Annotated in this window: 11 protein-coding genes; 8 read left to right on the forward strand and 3 right to left on the reverse strand. The window is 43.1% G+C overall.

The features are described 5' to 3' along the window. The first annotated feature begins 17 nt into the window (after positions 1-17). The 6 genes from V7R35_RS00325 (at position 18) to V7R35_RS00350 (ending at position 7,507) form a co-directional block, all read left to right on the forward strand. Entirely contained in the window at positions 18-2,000 is a 1,983-nt protein-coding gene (locus V7R35_RS00325) for an SUMF1/EgtB/PvdO family nonheme iron enzyme (protein WP_334012536.1), read from the forward strand. Positions 2,001-2,132: 132 nt separating this feature from the next. Beyond that, a complete protein-coding gene (locus V7R35_RS00330; RefSeq protein ID WP_334012537.1) occupies positions 2,133-2,903 on the forward strand; it encodes a MotA/TolQ/ExbB proton channel family protein in 771 nt (256 codons plus the stop codon). Positions 2,904-2,916: 13 nt separating this feature from the next. Beyond that, complete coding sequence (locus tag V7R35_RS00335; RefSeq protein WP_334012538.1) at positions 2,917-3,975, forward strand: VWA domain-containing protein; 1,059 nt, start codon at positions 2,917-2,919, stop codon at positions 3,973-3,975. Further along, entirely contained in the window at positions 3,975-4,925 is a 951-nt protein-coding gene (locus V7R35_RS00340; RefSeq protein ID WP_334012539.1) for a VWA domain-containing protein, read from the forward strand. The genes V7R35_RS00335 and V7R35_RS00340 overlap by 1 nt, the downstream gene beginning before the upstream one ends. Before the next feature lie 15 nt (positions 4,926-4,940). Beyond that, the gene (locus tag V7R35_RS00345; RefSeq protein ID WP_334012540.1) at positions 4,941-6,203 is read left to right on the forward strand and encodes a hypothetical protein; all 1,263 of its coding nucleotides are present in this window, start codon (positions 4,941-4,943) and stop codon (positions 6,201-6,203) included. Between the two features lie 38 nt (positions 6,204-6,241). Continuing rightward, positions 6,242-7,507, forward strand: coding sequence for a hypothetical protein (locus V7R35_RS00350; protein WP_334012542.1), 1,266 nt, complete (start codon positions 6,242-6,244; stop codon positions 7,505-7,507). A 219-nt stretch (positions 7,508-7,726) separates the two neighbouring features. On the opposite strand, the gene V7R35_RS00355 is transcribed toward V7R35_RS00350, so the two are convergent. Next, a complete protein-coding gene (locus V7R35_RS00355; RefSeq protein WP_334012544.1) occupies positions 7,727-9,346 on the reverse strand; it encodes a Calx-beta domain-containing protein in 1,620 nt (539 codons plus the stop codon). 534 nt (positions 9,347-9,880) lie between these two features. On the opposite strand from V7R35_RS00355, the gene sbcD reads away from it, so the two are divergent. Continuing rightward, the gene (gene sbcD / locus V7R35_RS00360) at positions 9,881-11,230 is read left to right on the forward strand and encodes an exonuclease subunit SbcD (RefSeq protein WP_334012546.1); all 1,350 of its coding nucleotides are present in this window, start codon (positions 9,881-9,883) and stop codon (positions 11,228-11,230) included. Continuing rightward, positions 11,230-14,988 carry an AAA family ATPase gene (locus V7R35_RS00365; RefSeq protein ID WP_334012548.1) on the forward strand — a complete coding sequence of 1,253 codons (3,759 nt, stop codon included), beginning with the start codon at positions 11,230-11,232 and terminating at the stop codon, positions 14,986-14,988. The genes sbcD and V7R35_RS00365 overlap by 1 nt, the downstream gene beginning before the upstream one ends. Positions 14,989-15,092: 104 nt before the next feature. Here V7R35_RS00365 and hutG read toward each other — a convergent pair whose 3' ends face one another. Both hutG and hutI read right to left on the reverse strand, forming a co-directional pair. Continuing rightward, complete coding sequence (hutG, locus tag V7R35_RS00370; RefSeq protein WP_334012549.1) at positions 15,093-16,094, reverse strand: formimidoylglutamase; 1,002 nt, start codon at positions 16,092-16,094, stop codon at positions 15,093-15,095. Continuing rightward, positions 16,087-17,316, reverse strand: a complete 1,230-nt coding sequence (gene hutI / locus V7R35_RS00375; protein ID WP_334012551.1) for an imidazolonepropionase — start codon at positions 17,314-17,316, stop codon at positions 16,087-16,089. The genes hutG and hutI overlap by 8 nt, the downstream gene beginning before the upstream one ends. Positions 17,317-17,364: the final 48 nt, after the last annotated feature.

Consider the following 17,364-nt stretch of genomic DNA (forward strand, 5'->3'; position numbering starts at 1 on the left):
TTTTATTGGAGTAGTACATGAGTATTCATGATGAAACCATTGCAAAGGGACGCAAAAAACGAAAGCTGGTGGCTCTTATAACTGTTATTACACTATTCAGTGTTATCAGCATTTATTTTGGTTGGCTCTTTTTAACGAAGGGTTATAGTTTTGAAGTGCTTCCCGACGAAATAACCAAATCTGCGAAGCTCTCAGTGTCAGAGGGAAATGGTTTCTTTATTGAAAACAAGCTCTACGTTATAGGTGGTGCAGCAAAAGTCATTGCTTCGGCCCCGAAATTTAGAACCGCTGATTTAGATATTAATGCTGCCTCACCGACCATCATTCAATTAGAACTTAAACCACTCCCTGCTACTATCAATATTACGACGAGTCCCAGTCTCGATATTGTAACATGGTCCATTAATGGCAAATCATATGCTCAATCTTCTAACCTAAGCACAGAGCTAGAGCCAGGCCAATATCAGATTGGTATAACTCACCCGTTTTATGAATCAACTACGGTAGAGATTGACGCTGGAGTTGCCCAAGATATAAAGCAGAACGTAGCATTGATAGCTATCAATGGCACCTTAAAATTTGAGTCATCCCCATCAAACGCCAAAATTTTTATCGATGGCAATTACGTAGGTACAACCCCATTAACAATAAATCAACCTGGTGGACAATACGCAGTCAAAGTTCAAAAGGCAGGTTATGAGCCTGTTAATGATAATGTCTCTATTACAAGAAATAATTCGTTCCCAACACGAAAATATACGCTTATCCCTGAACAAGCGACTATTTCGGTTTCAGCAAATCCAGTTGGTGGCGCACTATTTATCAACGATAGGGCTGCAAATATTCATTCAAGTGTTGATGCTAATACCAATCACACGCTTCGCTATGAAAAGAAAGGTTTTATCAGTCAATCAAAAACGGTGAAATTAACACCGGGCGAAAACAAGAATATCCAGTTTTCCTTAGATAAAGAGCTTGCCAGCGTAACATTTTCATCCAATGTAGCCGCATTTGTTGAAGTCGACGGTAAACCATTAGGCAATACGCCGCTTACTGCAGAACTTCAAACCATACCGCATGAGGTTATTTTCTCTTCTCCTACTTTCCGAAGCGTCCAAAAACGCTTTACGCCAAAAATCGATGGCTCAACTAAAGTGACGGCTCAGCTTCTAACCGAGTTTGATGCGCGTCGACAAGAGGGAAAACCTTTATTCGTGAAAACACTGGGCATTGAAATGACGTCAGTGAAACCCCGTGCTTTCACCATGGGTTCAGCGCCTAACGAAAAGAATAGACAGCGCAATGAACATAACGTGAACGTGGATTTTGAACGAGAAATATGGATTTCTCGACACGAAATTACAGAGAAACAATTCAGTGCATTCAAACAGGAGTCAGTTGCATCAGACCTACCTATTGTAAATGTGACTTGGAACGATGCAGCGCTCTTTACCAATTGGCTGAGTAGAAATGAAGCCTTAGAGCCTTTTTATATGGAAAGCAATGGTCAAGTTGTAGGCGTAAACAAAAATGCTAACGGCTACAGATTGCCTACTGAAGCAGAATGGGAATTTATTGCCAAAATAAATCGTCGTTCAAAACCCACGACATTCGTTTGGGGTTCTCACACGCGATTACGTGACAAACAGGGAAATTTCGCCGATCAATCACGTAAGGGACAACAAACCTTTTTATTGAAAGATTTCAACGATGGCTTTGCAGGTCGTGCACCTATTGGTTCGTTCAAACCAGAACGATCAGGGTTCTTCGATTTAGATGGAAATGTCCGCGAATGGGTACATGATTTCTATTCTGTAAGACCACCAAAAACAGACATTACTCACATTAATTATCTTGGCATTTCTAGCGGCACTAAACATGTGGTTAAAGGTGCCTCATTTAAAACTGGTCGTATGAAAAATTTACGAGCCAGTCTTCGAGAAGGTGTGTCGGATAAAGCCGATGACATCGGTTTTCGCATCGCACGTTATGCAAACTGAAGGGGTTAGTTATGAAGAAAAGAATCGTCCTAGCTGCTGTTTTGATCTTACTTACTGGGACAGCCAGCGCTTATTTTGTATCTCTTGATTCACCACAAGACTTTCCAATTAACATTTAACGGTTAGAAACGCATGAAAAAAAACAATACGCTCTCCATGAACCCAAACTTTTTCTTGAGTATGGGAGTTTTTCTAGTAATTTTTGCTGCCGTACATTTCTTGTTTGCAGGGGTGGTGCGACCGGCTGCCGAACAGGTAATGACCAATTCAGGCACTGCCGGGTTATCTTCTTTCTGGGTAATTTTAAAAGATATAGAGCAACAGTTTTGTATCTCGCTCATGTTCTTTTGCATTTTTCTTATGGTCTACAAACTGTGGAGTCTCTTGGATGAAGAGGAAATCTACGAAAGAGACCTGTTACCAGAGCATGACAAATCAACAACGCTTGATGTTGACGCTGCAATCAAAGAACTTGAAACTTCGGCATTTAGTGGCACCCCAGCCTATAAAACCTGGATAAGTTGTCTTCGCCGCTTTAAAAACACCAATAACGTCCAAAACGCTGCTGACGCCATCGAGTCGTCAGTCGAAAAAATTGCGACCCAACTAGAAAGCGGAAATAACGTCATTCGCTACATCATTTGGGCCATTCCTTCAATTGGGTTCGTTGGTACAGTAAGAGGTATCGGTGCAGCTCTTGCTCAAGCAGACGTAGCTCTCGAAGGGGATATTGCAGGGATGACAGCGTCATTGGGTGTTGCCTTCAACTCCACACTCGTCGCACTCTTTATTTCGCTTGTACTGATGTTGCTCATGCACCTACTAAACGGTCGACAAGACAAAATGGTGCTCCGCACACAAGAGTCTTGCGAAACATTGCTTTTATCCCACCTGCATAACTAATTGAGCGTGATTCATGCCTAAACTTAGAAAACCACAGGATGGCTTTAATCTGGCATTTCTTGATGTTATGGCGTGCGGATTGGGCGCCGTCATTTTGATTTTCATTCTCGTTGATTTTAAGGCGTTCAGCCCAGACCCAACTGAAGAGAAAAACAAACTTGAGCAAGAGCTTGCTGCCTCTGAAAATGAGAAGCAGAAGCTACAAAAATCAATTGATGAAATCAATGACAAGATAGCCCAAGAGTCTGCCAGACAAGACGAAGCTGAAGAAGCCAGAGCGAATTCGACTGATTATCAATCTAAGTTATTACAAGACCAAGCGACGTTGCTAGCTGTTCTCGCTGACTTGGAAAACCAGAAAGCAGCAATCTCAAAAGAAGTAGAAAAAAGTGCCAATATTCAGATGCAAGGCACTGGGGAGCAGAACTATATCACAGGAATGAAAATTGAAGGGAAACAAATAGGCTTACTTATTGATAAAAGCGCCTCGATGATGGGGGATGACCTGCTCGATATTCTGGGTAAATTGGCCCTGAGTGACGGAGAAAAGGTTTCGACCAGAAAATGGCTCCGCACTAAGCGAATTGCGCAATGGATGATTGCTCGGTTACCAAAGGATTCAAAAGTAACCGTCGTTGCGTTTTCAGAGACCGCGAAGGTGCTGGGGAACAATACTGTTAGCAGTGCCCGCGTGAAAAGCTCCATGCAGGCCATCGTTAAAGATCTTGGTAGTGTAGTGCCAGATGGTGGCACTAACCTCCAAATCGGACTACGAACATTGTTCAGCGCCAATCCAAAAATCACAGACGTTTACTTGGTTACTGACGGATTACCTACACTCGGCGATGGTTTACCCCTCAAATGTAAAAGCTTTATTTCAGAGCAAAAATCCATCTCCTCAGATTGTCGACGAGAACTCTTTGCTGCAACCATCACCAAGGCGCCTCAGGGCGTTCATTACAACACTATACTCCTGCCTCTTGAAGGTGATCCTTACGCGCCCTCTTCTTACTGGGATTGGTCACGCATAACCAGTGGAACCTTCTTGTCGCCTGCTAAGGAGTGGCCGTGATGAAAAAAATCCAACGCGCACCTGTAGAGGTGTTTAACCTTGCCTTTCTGGACATTATCTCTTGCGCCTTTGGTGCAGTCGTAATGCTTGTACTTCTTGCTAAAAACGGAACAGAAGATACGGAACGGAGCCCGAGTAACCTAAACACGCTCATTGAATCTGTCCTGCAAGCGCAACTCGAAGTAGAAACGTTGAAAGGCGCAGAATCAGACAAATTACAGGAGCTTAAACAGGCAAAAAACAGTACCGCGTCCGTAAACAAAGCAACACAAAAATATGAATCTGCTGTGCCACGCGCACAAAAACAGATTCAAGAACTGAAAGACAAAGCTTCGTCACTTCGAAAAGAAATACATGAGGCTACAGCCATGCTTGACGTGCCTAAGTCAACGGATATACCGGACGATGAAGTGGGCGGCATACCAACTGACGCTGATTATGTGATATTCGCAATCGATAATTCTGGCTCAATGAAGACTGGGAAAGGATGGTCCAGAGTGTTGGCAGTGGTCGACGATATTCTGAAAAGTCATCCAAAGATGAAAGGTTTCCAGATCATCTCAGCGGATGGAAGCTTTATGTTTAGCGCCAGGGAGGGCCAGTGGCTGGAAGATAGACCTTCTATGCGAAACACAGCATTAAATGAATTAAAGCGTTTTGGCGGCGGAGCAAGTCAACCAGAAAAAGGCATGCTTAAAGTTATTCAGCTTTATAAAAACACCAAAGGCAAAGTAAGTCTGTATGTGTTTGGTGATGACTATCAACCTTCCGGGCTAGACCGTATTGTCAGTGGTATCACTCGTGCGAATGAAGGACGTGACGGTAAGCCTGTAATCAGAATCCATGGTGTTGGATTTAATAGGAGGCAAGGAAACCCAGCGCGCTTTGCAGCATTTATGCAAGCAGTAGCATCACGGAACCGCGGTGCCTATGTAGGACTTTATTATTAAATTGGACATATAGTTATGATGTATACAACCCTAGTGTCAAACAAAATTAAATTTTCAATATTAGCGAGTGCGCTACTTTTAAGCGCATGCAGCTCAACAGAGAAAAAAGAAATATTCCAGGCAGAACTTGTTGAAAGTAAGTCTCGTTCTTATGTTGGATTTATTCCTCAAAAACAGAATAATTTTCTGAGTTCGACGATTTATGCCGAACTGGACAACACGAAAGCACCTCTAAGTCGCGAGCTAGATAAAGTAAAAGACGCTATAAAACAGGGTATCTGGGATAAGCATGATGATGCTACGAACGATATCTTTTACAAACAGCTTCCAAAATCAATGGGCTTTTTTATCGATGCCTCAAAGCATATTGGTGAAAACAATAGCTATGTAGAGTTGTTTTTCGATTTCGATAGGCCTACAAAGTTTGATGCTAGCAGTAGATATCTAAAAACTAATATAGGTGGTGTGCCAACACACGTGTGTAGCCCTAACTACTTCAGTCAAGACATCAAAATTTCCAATAAAACTACATTGCGCTTAGCTCCAAATAAAGGAGACACTGGACTAAGAGAAGACTGTAATTTCAAGCAAATAATTATCCCAAATCCTCTTTACACCAATGAAGAAATCGTCGGTAAATTCGAGCAAAGTAAAGCAGCGTTGTTTGTTCGCGTAGATTGGGAAAACGCGTCACTTTCCAAAGGTGGCGAGTTGCTGCTTTATGGCTACCCAGAGACCATGGCAATACTCAGTGAAAATGAGCGAGGCGAATTTCGACCAGTGTGGACACTTGATTTGTATGGCGGTGAGTGGAATAACCATTTTCACAAACGCGACCAGAAGACGCTATCCAAAAAAGGCGAGTATGTTAATAGTGTCGTTAACTGCAAAAAGGAAATGGAAAAAAATTCTCTTTTGATGCAGTTAGTTAACGTCAGTGTTAATGGTGTGCCTCATGAAGTTTACGACCGAAAGCTAAAGTTCTTAAATCCTACTGATGATCTATTATCACGTTTTGCCGTTGAATGGGCGGAGCAAGATGCCACAAATCATGAATTCAATGCCTCACATGATTACTTTGATGGCAATAAATTCACAGGCTTATTTTCTACACCTAGCCAAGGAAAAAACAAAGGTGGTGTTGAAAAAAATACGTTCACGGTTACTAGAGATGGCGAACATCTGATCTTCTCTCTTGGTGATAGCTTGGATATGCCAACAAAGCAAGCTGGGAAGGTTTTCACATCGCACGTTTGCTACGTCGCAACGCGGTTGTAAACGCAACCTGAAATCTCAAAGAGTAGATGGAAACAACAATGAAAAAACTAATTCCACTATGTATTTTGTTGACGCTTACGTCAGCCTGTTCGTCGACAAGTAAAAAGGTCACAATTGGCCCTGATGCCAATCAGTATACAAACGCCAGTAAAATATCATGCACCGAAGATAAGCCTGTCGCTGTAAAAAATAAGCACGGCATTTATTTAGATATCGCTATCCCTACGTTAGATCCTGGCATTCCTACAAATAAATATGGCAACTATGACAAAGAAGAGCTGGATGAACTTGGTATTTGGCCTAACTTACGACGCATGGAAAGTCATATCTATGCTCATGCTCTGAGAGAGCAAATTAGCGCAACCGGCGCCTTTGGTTCTGTTGTAATGACCCCACATGCAGGTGCCAGCGCTGACGTTTACTTACTAGGTGAAGTGAAAGCATCTACATCCGAGTTTGTGTCAATCGATGTAGCAATAGTTGATAGCCGGGGTGAAATAATTGACTCGAAGGTTTTTGCATATCGCGTACCCAAGCATCATTACCAATGCCCAGGTATTGACCCGACTGAAAATTCGTATATGCCTGTCTACAGGACTATTGCACGTTGGGCCGGCGACGAAATCAATAAACTTTCGCAAGAAGAAGTAAAAAACATTCAACGCACAACATCACTTCGTTATGCAGCGATGTATATGCCTGAGAAGTATGAGAGCATGCTAGAAACAGGAACAACAGAATGGAATGGCAAAGTCCTGACGTCCTATAACATTAAGCAATTTCCGGCAGGCAATGACAAAACGTTTAATCGTATTAATGCGATTAGAGCAAAGGATGATGCGTTTTGGGATGCTTACCAAGATAATATCGATGCAACAGTTATGTTTACAAATGGCGCCTACACGTCTTGGCAAGCAGAGTCTCTACCTGTTGCAATAGCAGTAAGAGAAGCGTTAGATGAACGTAATTGGTCAATTTTTAAATCTGTCCTTTTTGCAGGTGCAATTGTAGCTATAAGCGGAGATGCTAGTGCCGTGGCCATGCTAAAACTTCTCGCATTAAACGAGACTTTCAAAGAAGTAGAAAACGCCTTTAAACAAAACCAGCGTTTTAAAGAAGAATCTATGATTCTAGAGGAGCTTGGTCGTAATGCAGATCTGGCTTTGGCGCCAACGGTGATAAAAATTGATGAAGAAGTTGTCACGCTAACCGGTACCCTTCATGAGCAATATACACAGTGGCAGGGTCAATTGAGAAAAATCGCCCTACTTGAGACAACACCTAATATTGAACTTGGAATTTAACTATTTTAAGGGTTGAACATTAAGCTGTAAGAGTTAAAGTCAAAAAAGCCGCTATTTTATCGCGGCTTTTTATGTTCACAGCAGTAGGGATTGATATTCAAAAAGCGCGGTGTTTTTCTTGTCAACTCAAAACCTTCAATCAACATTATCAAGTCAGATATTAACCACACAGGTTAAGTGGGGCATGATTTGCATGCCGTCCTTTTATCCAAAAGTCGATTAGGCTCGTTTTCTAAGGATTGTCATTAGGAAAAGACCGAGCAGGCCAAAGTGGATACTACCACCACCGCTCTCACCACCAGCAGTACCATTGTTAGGCGTTGATGGAGCAGGTGTTGAAGACTCCGTAGTATCATTGATACTCACCGTTACTTCATCTGTGTTACCAACGTTATCGCCAGTAAGCGTGAGTGTTAGCGTTTCAGTGCTTTCTTCTTCGCTGTCAGTTAGCGCTTCAAGTAATACTGTTTTAGAAGTTTCACCATCAAGGAAAGTAACAGCTGTTGTAGTAAAGTCTACATCGTTCGCGCTAGCTGTTTGATACGATGCGTTTACCGATACTATTAAATCCCCTGCAGAGCCACCAGTACGTTCTAACGTCAATGTTACATTTGAGCCTTCATTTACTGAGACAGTGCTTTGAGATAAGCCCACAGAGCCTGCGTTTGCTTGTTCGTCAGATACAATCGTTACTGTGTCTGTTGATTTCGTTGAATCAATGTTTACGCCGTTTGCTGCAAACAGTGAGAACGTTACTTGTTCGTTGCTTTCAGCATCAGAGTCATCGTTTAATTCGATAACGAAATCCGTTGAACCTTCGCCTGTATACTCGATATGTACGTCGTGGGTAGCAAAATCATTAGGTGATGCCGTACCGTAGTCACTGATAGCCACATTAACAAATGCGTTTTGTTCAGCAGCTAGACCATCCCAAATTACTGTGCCACGAATTACACCGTCTTCTTCATCAGCAGTGTTATCCATTACCAATGAAACCACACCGTCTTTTGGTAGTGCATCACGATAGTTAGTCATAATGCCAGAACGTCTTTGAAGGAATCCAGTTTCAATTGACTCGCGATAAGCAAGTGCTACATCCGCTACATCTTGAATACCGCAAATATCGCTTGTGCCTTCTACTGATAAATTGGTATCAGAATAGAAAGGTAGGCGCCCGAAACTTACAGTAGGTTGCATAATTGTACCTGCGTTATCGCAAACAGCAGGGATGCCTAAAGGTGATAGATGAAAACTGAAAGAAAATTCACGTTCTGAGCGGTCATGTTCTAAGCCGTCATTGTGTCCAATTTCATGAGCAAACACAGATAAAGATTCTGCTACACTATCTTCGATTAAGCTGGTGTAGAAAATGTTGCGACCTAATTGCGCTTGCCCTACTCGTGAAATAGGTGAGCGACCAGTAAATACCGCATAATAACTGGCTCCATAAGAGCCAAACCTTTCATCCATAGCATCACGTTGGAACAAGGTGTCTTCAATGCCACTTAGATAGGTTGCCACGTAACCAACACCCGTAATTGGATCGTAAGCTATAGGGTCACCAGGGATATGAACCTGAGTTTCATCAAAGTCTTCCGGTAACTTAACGATACCAGCTAGGTTCCGCTTAATTGGAACACCATTAAACGCTAATGCGCGATTATTAAATTCGACCGCTTTTTCGATAAAAGCGTAGACTTCCGTAATATCGTTGCCTAATTGTACCAGTAACTCGTCTGTGTAAAACGCTAACACGTTCATGTCGATTACGTCAGCAGACTCTACATAGTCAAAGAACTGAATGTTGTCTGGTACTGTTGAATCTAAATCGAATTCCACAAAAGAAGTCGTAGACTGCGTGTTTGTAGAGTGTAAGTGTTCATAGTGTTTGTGGAAGTATGAGGTAGCATGCGCAGAGGACGCTAAAAAAACGTGGCGACTGCTGTCGCGAGTGAGTGTTTACGTGTTGGAGGTTTCATCTTTTTTGATACGGAAAAAGTATCATATTCGTTGTGTAGCATAGTAATCCTTGTCTCTATTTAACGATAACGCCACAAAAACATAGTCGTAAACTTATGTAAGTGCATGCTGAATGGATTACACTTTTGTTATTTTCGATATCACCGAGAATTCTTTTACAGATTCATTGTTGTAATTGATAAAAAACAATTCTACCTACGAAGCCAATATGCTGCTGGTCTTAAACATGAATCCGAGAGCCAATGCTTGGCCTACGATGCACCTTTCCTGTTTATTCAATTGATATCGACGAAGGCAAATAATCAGCTGTTTTGTTACCAAGGGCGTGAATTTGTTCTGTTTCCCTTGTTACACTACTCAACGGTTTTACAACACATCCAATAGCAAGGTTTCATGAAAATACTGCACACATCTGACTGGCATTTAGGGCAAAGTTTTTTTACGAAAAGTCGCAAGCACGAGCATGCTGCTTTTCTGCAGTGGTTGCTAGAACAGGTAGATACGTATGAGGTTGATGCAGTAATTGTTGCTGGTGATGTATTTGACACCGGTACGCCACCAAGTTATGCCCGAGAGTTGTATCACGGGTTCATCGGTGCGCTTCAAGGAAAGCAGTGTACGCTAGTTGTGTTAGGCGGTAATCACGACTCAGTGTCGGTGCTTAACGAAAGCAAAGAATTACTTAAGTATTTAAACAGTCACGTTATCCCCAGTACTTATGGCAACATTGACGAACAAGTCATAACGCTTAATAAAAGAAACGGTGATGTAGGAGCAGTACTTTGTGCCGTGCCGTTTATTCGGCCGCGCGATGTGATGGTAAGCGAGGCTGGACAAAGCGCAACAGACAAACGTCAACTGCTGGGCGACGCAATAAAACAGCATTACGCCTTGTTATATGAAAGTGCGGTAGCGAAGCGAAATGCATTGCTGGCTCAAAAAACGACAAATCAAACCAACCTGCCCATTATTGCTACCGGACATTTAACGGCACTAGGCGTTAGTCAGTCTGAAAGTGTGCGCGATATTTATATTGGTACGTTAGAAGGCTTCGATGCAGGTGGTTTTCCGCCGGCAGATTATATAGCGCTAGGTCATATTCATCGCCCCCAAAAGGTGGCAAAAACCGAGCACATTCGCTACTCCGGCTCGCCAATTCCGTTAAGCTTTGATGAACTGAACACCCAAAAACAGGTAATGCTTGTAGAGTTTGAAGAAGATAGTCTGCAGCCGAATTTGCAGTATCAACCCATTCTTACGCCATTAGAAGTGCCGCGCTTTCAAGCAATGGCCGTTATTCGGGGCGACCTTCAGCATATTGAGAACACACTTAACATCCATGAAGATATTGCCAATGCCACACCTGATGCCCCAGTATGGCTTTGCATAGAAGTAGAAACGCAAGACTATTTAACCGACCTTCAACAACGCATTCAAGCGCTGCTTGACGATAAACCTGCCGAAATTCTTCAGCTTAAGCGGGTGCGAAAGCAAGCTTCTAAAGCCTTGTCGCAACAGCGTAATGTGCAGTTAAGTGAGTTAAGCGTAGAAGACGTATTTGAAGCTAGATTGGCTTTAGAAGAGATTGTCGAGTCTGATGAACAAGCAGAAACCGCTGGACGCGTTGAGCGAATTAAGGGTTTGTTTAAAGAAGCGGTATTTTCAATACAAAGTAATGTAGAAGATTTACAAGAGTTAGAAACCACCAAAAGCATTGCTGAATCTGCAAAGGAGCAGCACTAATGCGAATACTTACACTTCGATTAAAAAACTTAAATGCGCTTAAAGGTGAATGGAAAATTGATTTCACACAGTCACCTTTTATCGACAATGGATTGTTCGCTATTACTGGGCCAACAGGTGCGGGTAAAACTACGCTACTGGATGCAATTTGCTTGGCGCTTTATCACCAAACGCCTCGCTTAGGTGCAATTTCGGTATCGAATAACGACATAATGACCAGAGGGACAGCAGAGTGTCTAGCCGAGGTTGAGTTTGATATAAAAGGGAAAGCTTACCGCGCCTTTTGGAGCATGCGGCGAGCACGTGGCAAAGCCGATGGAAACCTGCAAAGTGCCGATGTTGAGTTGGCAGAAGTTGAAAGCGGAAAAGTGTTAGCAACTCAAGTGCGCCCTAAAAGTGAAGAAATTGAAAAGCTAACGGGGCTTAATTTTGCCCGCTTTACCAAGTCGATGATGCTATCGCAGGGCGATTTCGCAGCCTTTTTGAACGCCAACGAAGGCGACAGGGCTGAGCTGTTAGAAGAACTCACTGGCACTGAAATATATGGCCAAATTTCTCAAGAAATTCATCATCAGTTTACGCAAGCAAAACAAAAGAAGCATGAGTTCTCGCTTAAGCTAGAAGGCGTAACGTTACTAAGTGATGAGCACATTACTTCATTGCAGCAAGAGTTTACACAAACCAAAAATACAGTAAGCGTACTGAATACCGACATTGAAGAACTACAGCAACAAAAACGTTGGCAGCAAGACGTTAATAACATTCGCCATGCTATTTCTACTGCCCAAGACGAACATACAATAGTAGAAGGCGCAATTGCTGAAGCAAAGCCTAAGCTAGATAAGCTAGCGCAAAGTGAGCCTGCGGAATTGCTTAGATTACCATTCACTACTGTGCAGGCATTGCAGCGTGATGCAGACAATTATGCGCTACAGCTTAAGGATAAAAACGAAAAGCTACCCGCGCTCAAGCAGCAAAAAAATGACGTTGCCACCGCTATGTCTGAAGCTGAAACAAAACTGGCTGAAACAAAGGCGCAAATGAATGCGCTTGAAGCGCGAATTACTAACGATGTACTTCCCATTGACAATGAACTGGCCCACCTTAAAAAAGCACAACAGCATGGGCAACAAGAGATAACCAGGCTTACTCAAGAAATAGCAGCCATTGAACAACAAAAAGTACAGGACGAAAAAGCGTTTGAAGCCCAAAAGCAGCAGGCAGAAGCACTTGAGCAATTTCTTAGCAACAACCACGCATTGGGTAATATGGCGGAATATATACGCAGCTGGAGTGAAAGCACACAGTATATTGCTAGTGAAAATACTGCCATTAGTGCGCTGCTTGAAAAGCATCAAAAAGATATCCGCTCACTTAATGCATTAGAGAAGCAACAACAGCTGTTGGCTAATAACGTTGAAAGCTTGTCTAACACGTTGAATAAAGAAAAAGAGCAACTTGCTCAGTGTCAGCAAACGTTAAGTGACATTCTTGGCGATACTGACAAAGCGCAGCTGATACAAGAGCGCGATAACCAGCTAGCACACTTTAATACCTTGTTTGAGCTGGAACATGTACAGCAACAATATGGACAGGCGGAAAAAGAGTACCACGATTTGCATCAGCAAAAGCAGGTGCAAAGCGAAGAACTACGCAAAACACAGGCAGAAAGAAATCAATTAGCCGAGCAGTACAAGCAAACACGAGATGCGTTAAAAGACACTGAAGCACTTATAGCGCTTGATGCAGAGGTAGCTAGTCTGCGAGCCAAACTTCAAGCTGGAGAGCCTTGCCCTGTATGCGGCGCAAGCGATCACGCGACATCATCGGTTGCTATTGATGTTCCAGAGACCGTAGTAAGGCGAGATACATTAAAAGCCCAGCTTGCAGATATTGAAGTAAAAGGTAATAACGCAAAAGATGCAGTAAGACATGCAGAGCTGTCGCTTGCCCAAATTGAAAAACAGTGTGAGTCACTTACGCAAACCAAAGTAAGCCACACTGATAAATGGAAAGCGTTGATAACAAACATAACGCCGCTACTAAAAACACATCAAGCAGCGCCAGTGCTCACAATTGACGATACAGCTAGCCTGAGTGATTTTGTTACGCAAAATAAAGCACGCGCAGAAGCGTTAAAAAAACGGCTTCAGCAAATTGGCGATGCAGAAGTAGCGGTAAATGATGCCAATCAAAAAGTGTCAGCGGTAAACCACCAATGGGTGAATGAAAGCGCTGAGCTAAAGCTTATTCAGCAACAAATGAGTTCGCTTAATCAGCAGATAACGAGTGATAACGATGCATTAACGCAAAAGCAGACTGCGCTAATGCAGCGCTACCACGCATTAACCAATGAAGTAGCTGCGCACGATAATTTTACGCCAGAATTTGATGTGAAAAATGACTCGTTAAGTGGCTTGGCGGCGGCTATCGCCGATTTAGAGACATGGTTGTCTGAAAAGTCTGAAGCGCTAAAAACATATAAGCACAACAAGCAGCAGCTGGAAGCCATTACGCCTACCATTAATGCGTTTAATGAAAAAATAATAGAGCTTAATCGCGACAGTGAAAGTGCGGAAAAACAATTGCAGCGGGTTCAAAATGATACTCAGCAGTTAGTTTCAAGTGCAATTACTCTTACCGAGAAACGAAAGCAAGTTTTCCCTGAAAACGATATTGCTGCCGAAAGAGCCAAAGCAAAAAACGCCATTGAAAATGCAGAGGGTAATTTAAAATTGGCAAGGCATCAGTACCAAACAATAGAAAATACAGTACAGCGTTTAGATGCCGAAATAACGCAGCTTCAAAAGCAACTTAATGACAAGCAAAACGCCTTAAATGATGCGAAAACAACGTTTAATGAAAAACTCTCTTCTAGCCCATTTAATGATGAAGCAAGTTTTTGTGAAGCATTACTTGATGAAGAAGAGCGAAAATCCCTCGTTGCGCTACAAAAGCAGTTAGTTGAAAAGCAGCAGCAAAGCATATTGCGCCTGAATAATGCAAAAGCAGAATACGAAAAGCTGCAGGCTAACCAAAGCGCTGCTAAATGGCAGTCTTGTGTTGATGAGCATGGTGCTGACTGGGTAGTTCAGCGCATAAGCGAATTAGCACAACAAAAAGACAGTTTGCTTTCGAAAGTAGGAGAAATACAGCAGCAATTAACAGCAAATGAGCAGGCGCGTGAAAAACAGCATCAGCTAATACAAGAAATGTCGGCATTTGAAGCTTACTACGACGACATTACCTATTTGCACTCGTTAATTGGCTCTGCCAGTGGTGATAAATTTAGACGCTTTGCACAAGGGCTAACCCTTGATAACTTGGTGCTTCTCGCGAATCAACAGCTGGATAAGTTGCACGGGCGATACCAGCTAGTGCGTAAAGAAAACGATGGGTTAAGCTTAAGCGTACTGGATACCTGGCAAGGTGATGTGGTGCGCGATACAAAGACACTGTCTGGCGGAGAGAGTTTTCTTGTAAGTCTTGCGCTTGCCCTTGCATTGTCTGATTTGGTGAGCCATAAAACCAGCATCGACTCGCTGTTCTTAGATGAAGGATTTGGTACCTTGGATGCTGAAACCTTAGATGTAGCGCTAGATGCCTTAGATAACTTAAATGCCAGCGGCAAAATGATAGGTGTAATTAGTCATATTGAAGCAATGAAAGAGCGTATTCCGACACAGCTTAAGGTGATTAAACGCAATGGGGTAGGACTAAGTGCGTTAGAGAAGGTGTTTGCAGTGACCGTGCAATAGCTCATCGTTCTTGATATCTACAAACCCGACGTAGGCTGAATGATTGTTTGTATGTGTTAAGTATATTTCTTCTTAACGAAGAGTGCAAAACGCACACGGCATGGTTAAATGATTGCGTCCACTACCTCAAAAATAAGTCGCGCAGCTAATTTGGCAGTGCGACTGTCAATATCAAATGTCGGGTTCATTTCAGCGATATCACATAAACGCCAGTCGTAATTCAACACCGATTGTTGTTGCGCCAAAAAGTGCAGCGTATTGATAGCGAGCTCTGGTGCAATACCTAATGCGCTAGGAGCGCTAACACCCGGTGCGAAAGCCGCTGGGAATGCGTCTAAACACACAGTGACATACAGCTCATCAATATTCTCTAACATGGGTGTAAGAAGGCTTTTAATGCTCTGGTCATTGCAGCTTCGGTCAAGCAAGTAGCGTGTTTTAGAATGGTTTGCAAACTCAAACAATGCAGCAGTGTTAGCTGCTTTAGACACCCCAATACATGCATAGCTGAACGGCAAATGGTGTTGTTGGCAGTGGTCGAATACTTGTCGAAAAGGCGTGCCAGAACTGTAATAAGGGGCTGGTTTGCGCAGGTCGAAGTGAGCGTCGAAGTTGATTATGCCAATACGTTTAGAATTAGAAATGGCGTTAAACAATCCCTGATAACTTCCCCAAGCAATCTCATGACCTCCTCCAAGCCCAATCACAAAATTCGATGCAGTATTTTCAGTCATCAAGGCATCGCATACCACATTTGCATAACGTGTTTGAAGAGAATCAAGACGTGTGTCTGGGCAATTACTATCTTTGTCTCCGTTAATGACTAGACCACAGTTACCCATGTCAATAAGTGCAGTATCGGGCCAGAGCCACGGCAAATTGGCAAGTGCATCGCGTATGGCGTTAGGACCGTTAGCGGCTCCAAGTCGACCTTTATTGTTTTCTACCCCTACGTCGCTTTCAAGCCCAATAAGAAAGATGCGCTTTAGGAAGTCGGAATTATTGTTTATTGTTCCGCTACGCGTCTTTTCGTTATACACACGTTGGTGCCACCGTAACCCTTTTGCGCCGTCCTCGGCGTCACAGCGACCATGCCATTTAAACACGTTTTCCACCTTTAAATATGGCAGCAGGCCTATGTCCATTTATGCAATATGCCAACTCTGCGGGCGTATCTATATCCCATAATGTGAAATCCGCCATATAACCTACATCAATTATCCCTCGGTCATTGAGGCCAAGCGCTTGTGCACCGTAAACAGTAATGCCTCTTAGTGCCTCCTCTGGACTTAGCCTAAATAAAACGCATGCCATATTCATAGCGGTGAGGATTGATGCTAGGGGAGAGCTTCCGGGATTAAAGTCAGTGGCAATGGCCATAGGTACATTATGATGTCGCAGTACGTCAATTGGAGGTTTTTGTTCCTCATTTAAGTAATAAAAGGCGCCGGGGAGCAACACAGCAACAGTACCGTTATTCGCTAATGCAGGCACATCGCATTCGGCTAAATATTCTATGTGGTCGACAGACTGCGCGTTAAATTTTGCTGCGAGCAATGCGCCTTTACTATCACTAAGTTGTTCAACGTGGGCTTTTACAGGCAAACCGACACTTCGCGCAGTGTTAAATACACGCTCGGTTTGGGATAGGTTAAAGCCTATAGACTCACAGAACACATCCACAGCATCTGCGAGTTTCTGTTTTGCAATATGTGGCAGCACGTCTTGACACACGAAATCAATATAGGCATCTGCGTTGTCGTTAAAATCACTAGGTACAGCGTGAGCACCGAGATACGTGGTTCGCACAGACAGAGGAAGTTTTGTTTCTAGTTCTTTTGCAACCTGCAGTATCCGAACTTCAGTGTCGAGATCTAAGCCATAGCCTGATTTTATCTCGAGCGTGGTAACTCCTTCCTCGCACAAACGGGAGGCACGTTTGATCGCACTCGATAATAGCGTGTCTTTATCTGCAGCCCTAGTATGTGAAACGGTGCCTTTTATGCCGCCTCCGCGTTGCGCTATCTCTAAATAGCTCGCACCTTTGAGTCGCAATTCAAATTCTGTAGCTCTGTTACCGCCGTATACTAGGTGGGTGTGACAGTCGACGAAGCCAGGTAATAGCCACTGTTGTTTACCATCAATTACGTTGTCAGATAACGCCTTAAATTCTGCTAATACTTCGGTGTTTGCAGCACTGGCTAGCGCAACTATTACCCCATCGTTGATAGCAATGGCGCTATTTTTAAACTGTCCGTAGGGTGCATCTGTTGCCTGCATAGACGCTATATGCACATTATAAATTAGCGTGTCGTACCGAGTGTTCATCAAATTTGCCTATGTGCTTTTGCTCTCAGTTAATGCATATATTAACCG

Source organism: Alteromonas sp. S167 (assembly GCF_036864375.1).
Taxonomy (GTDB): Bacteria; Pseudomonadota; Gammaproteobacteria; order Enterobacterales; family Alteromonadaceae; genus Alteromonas.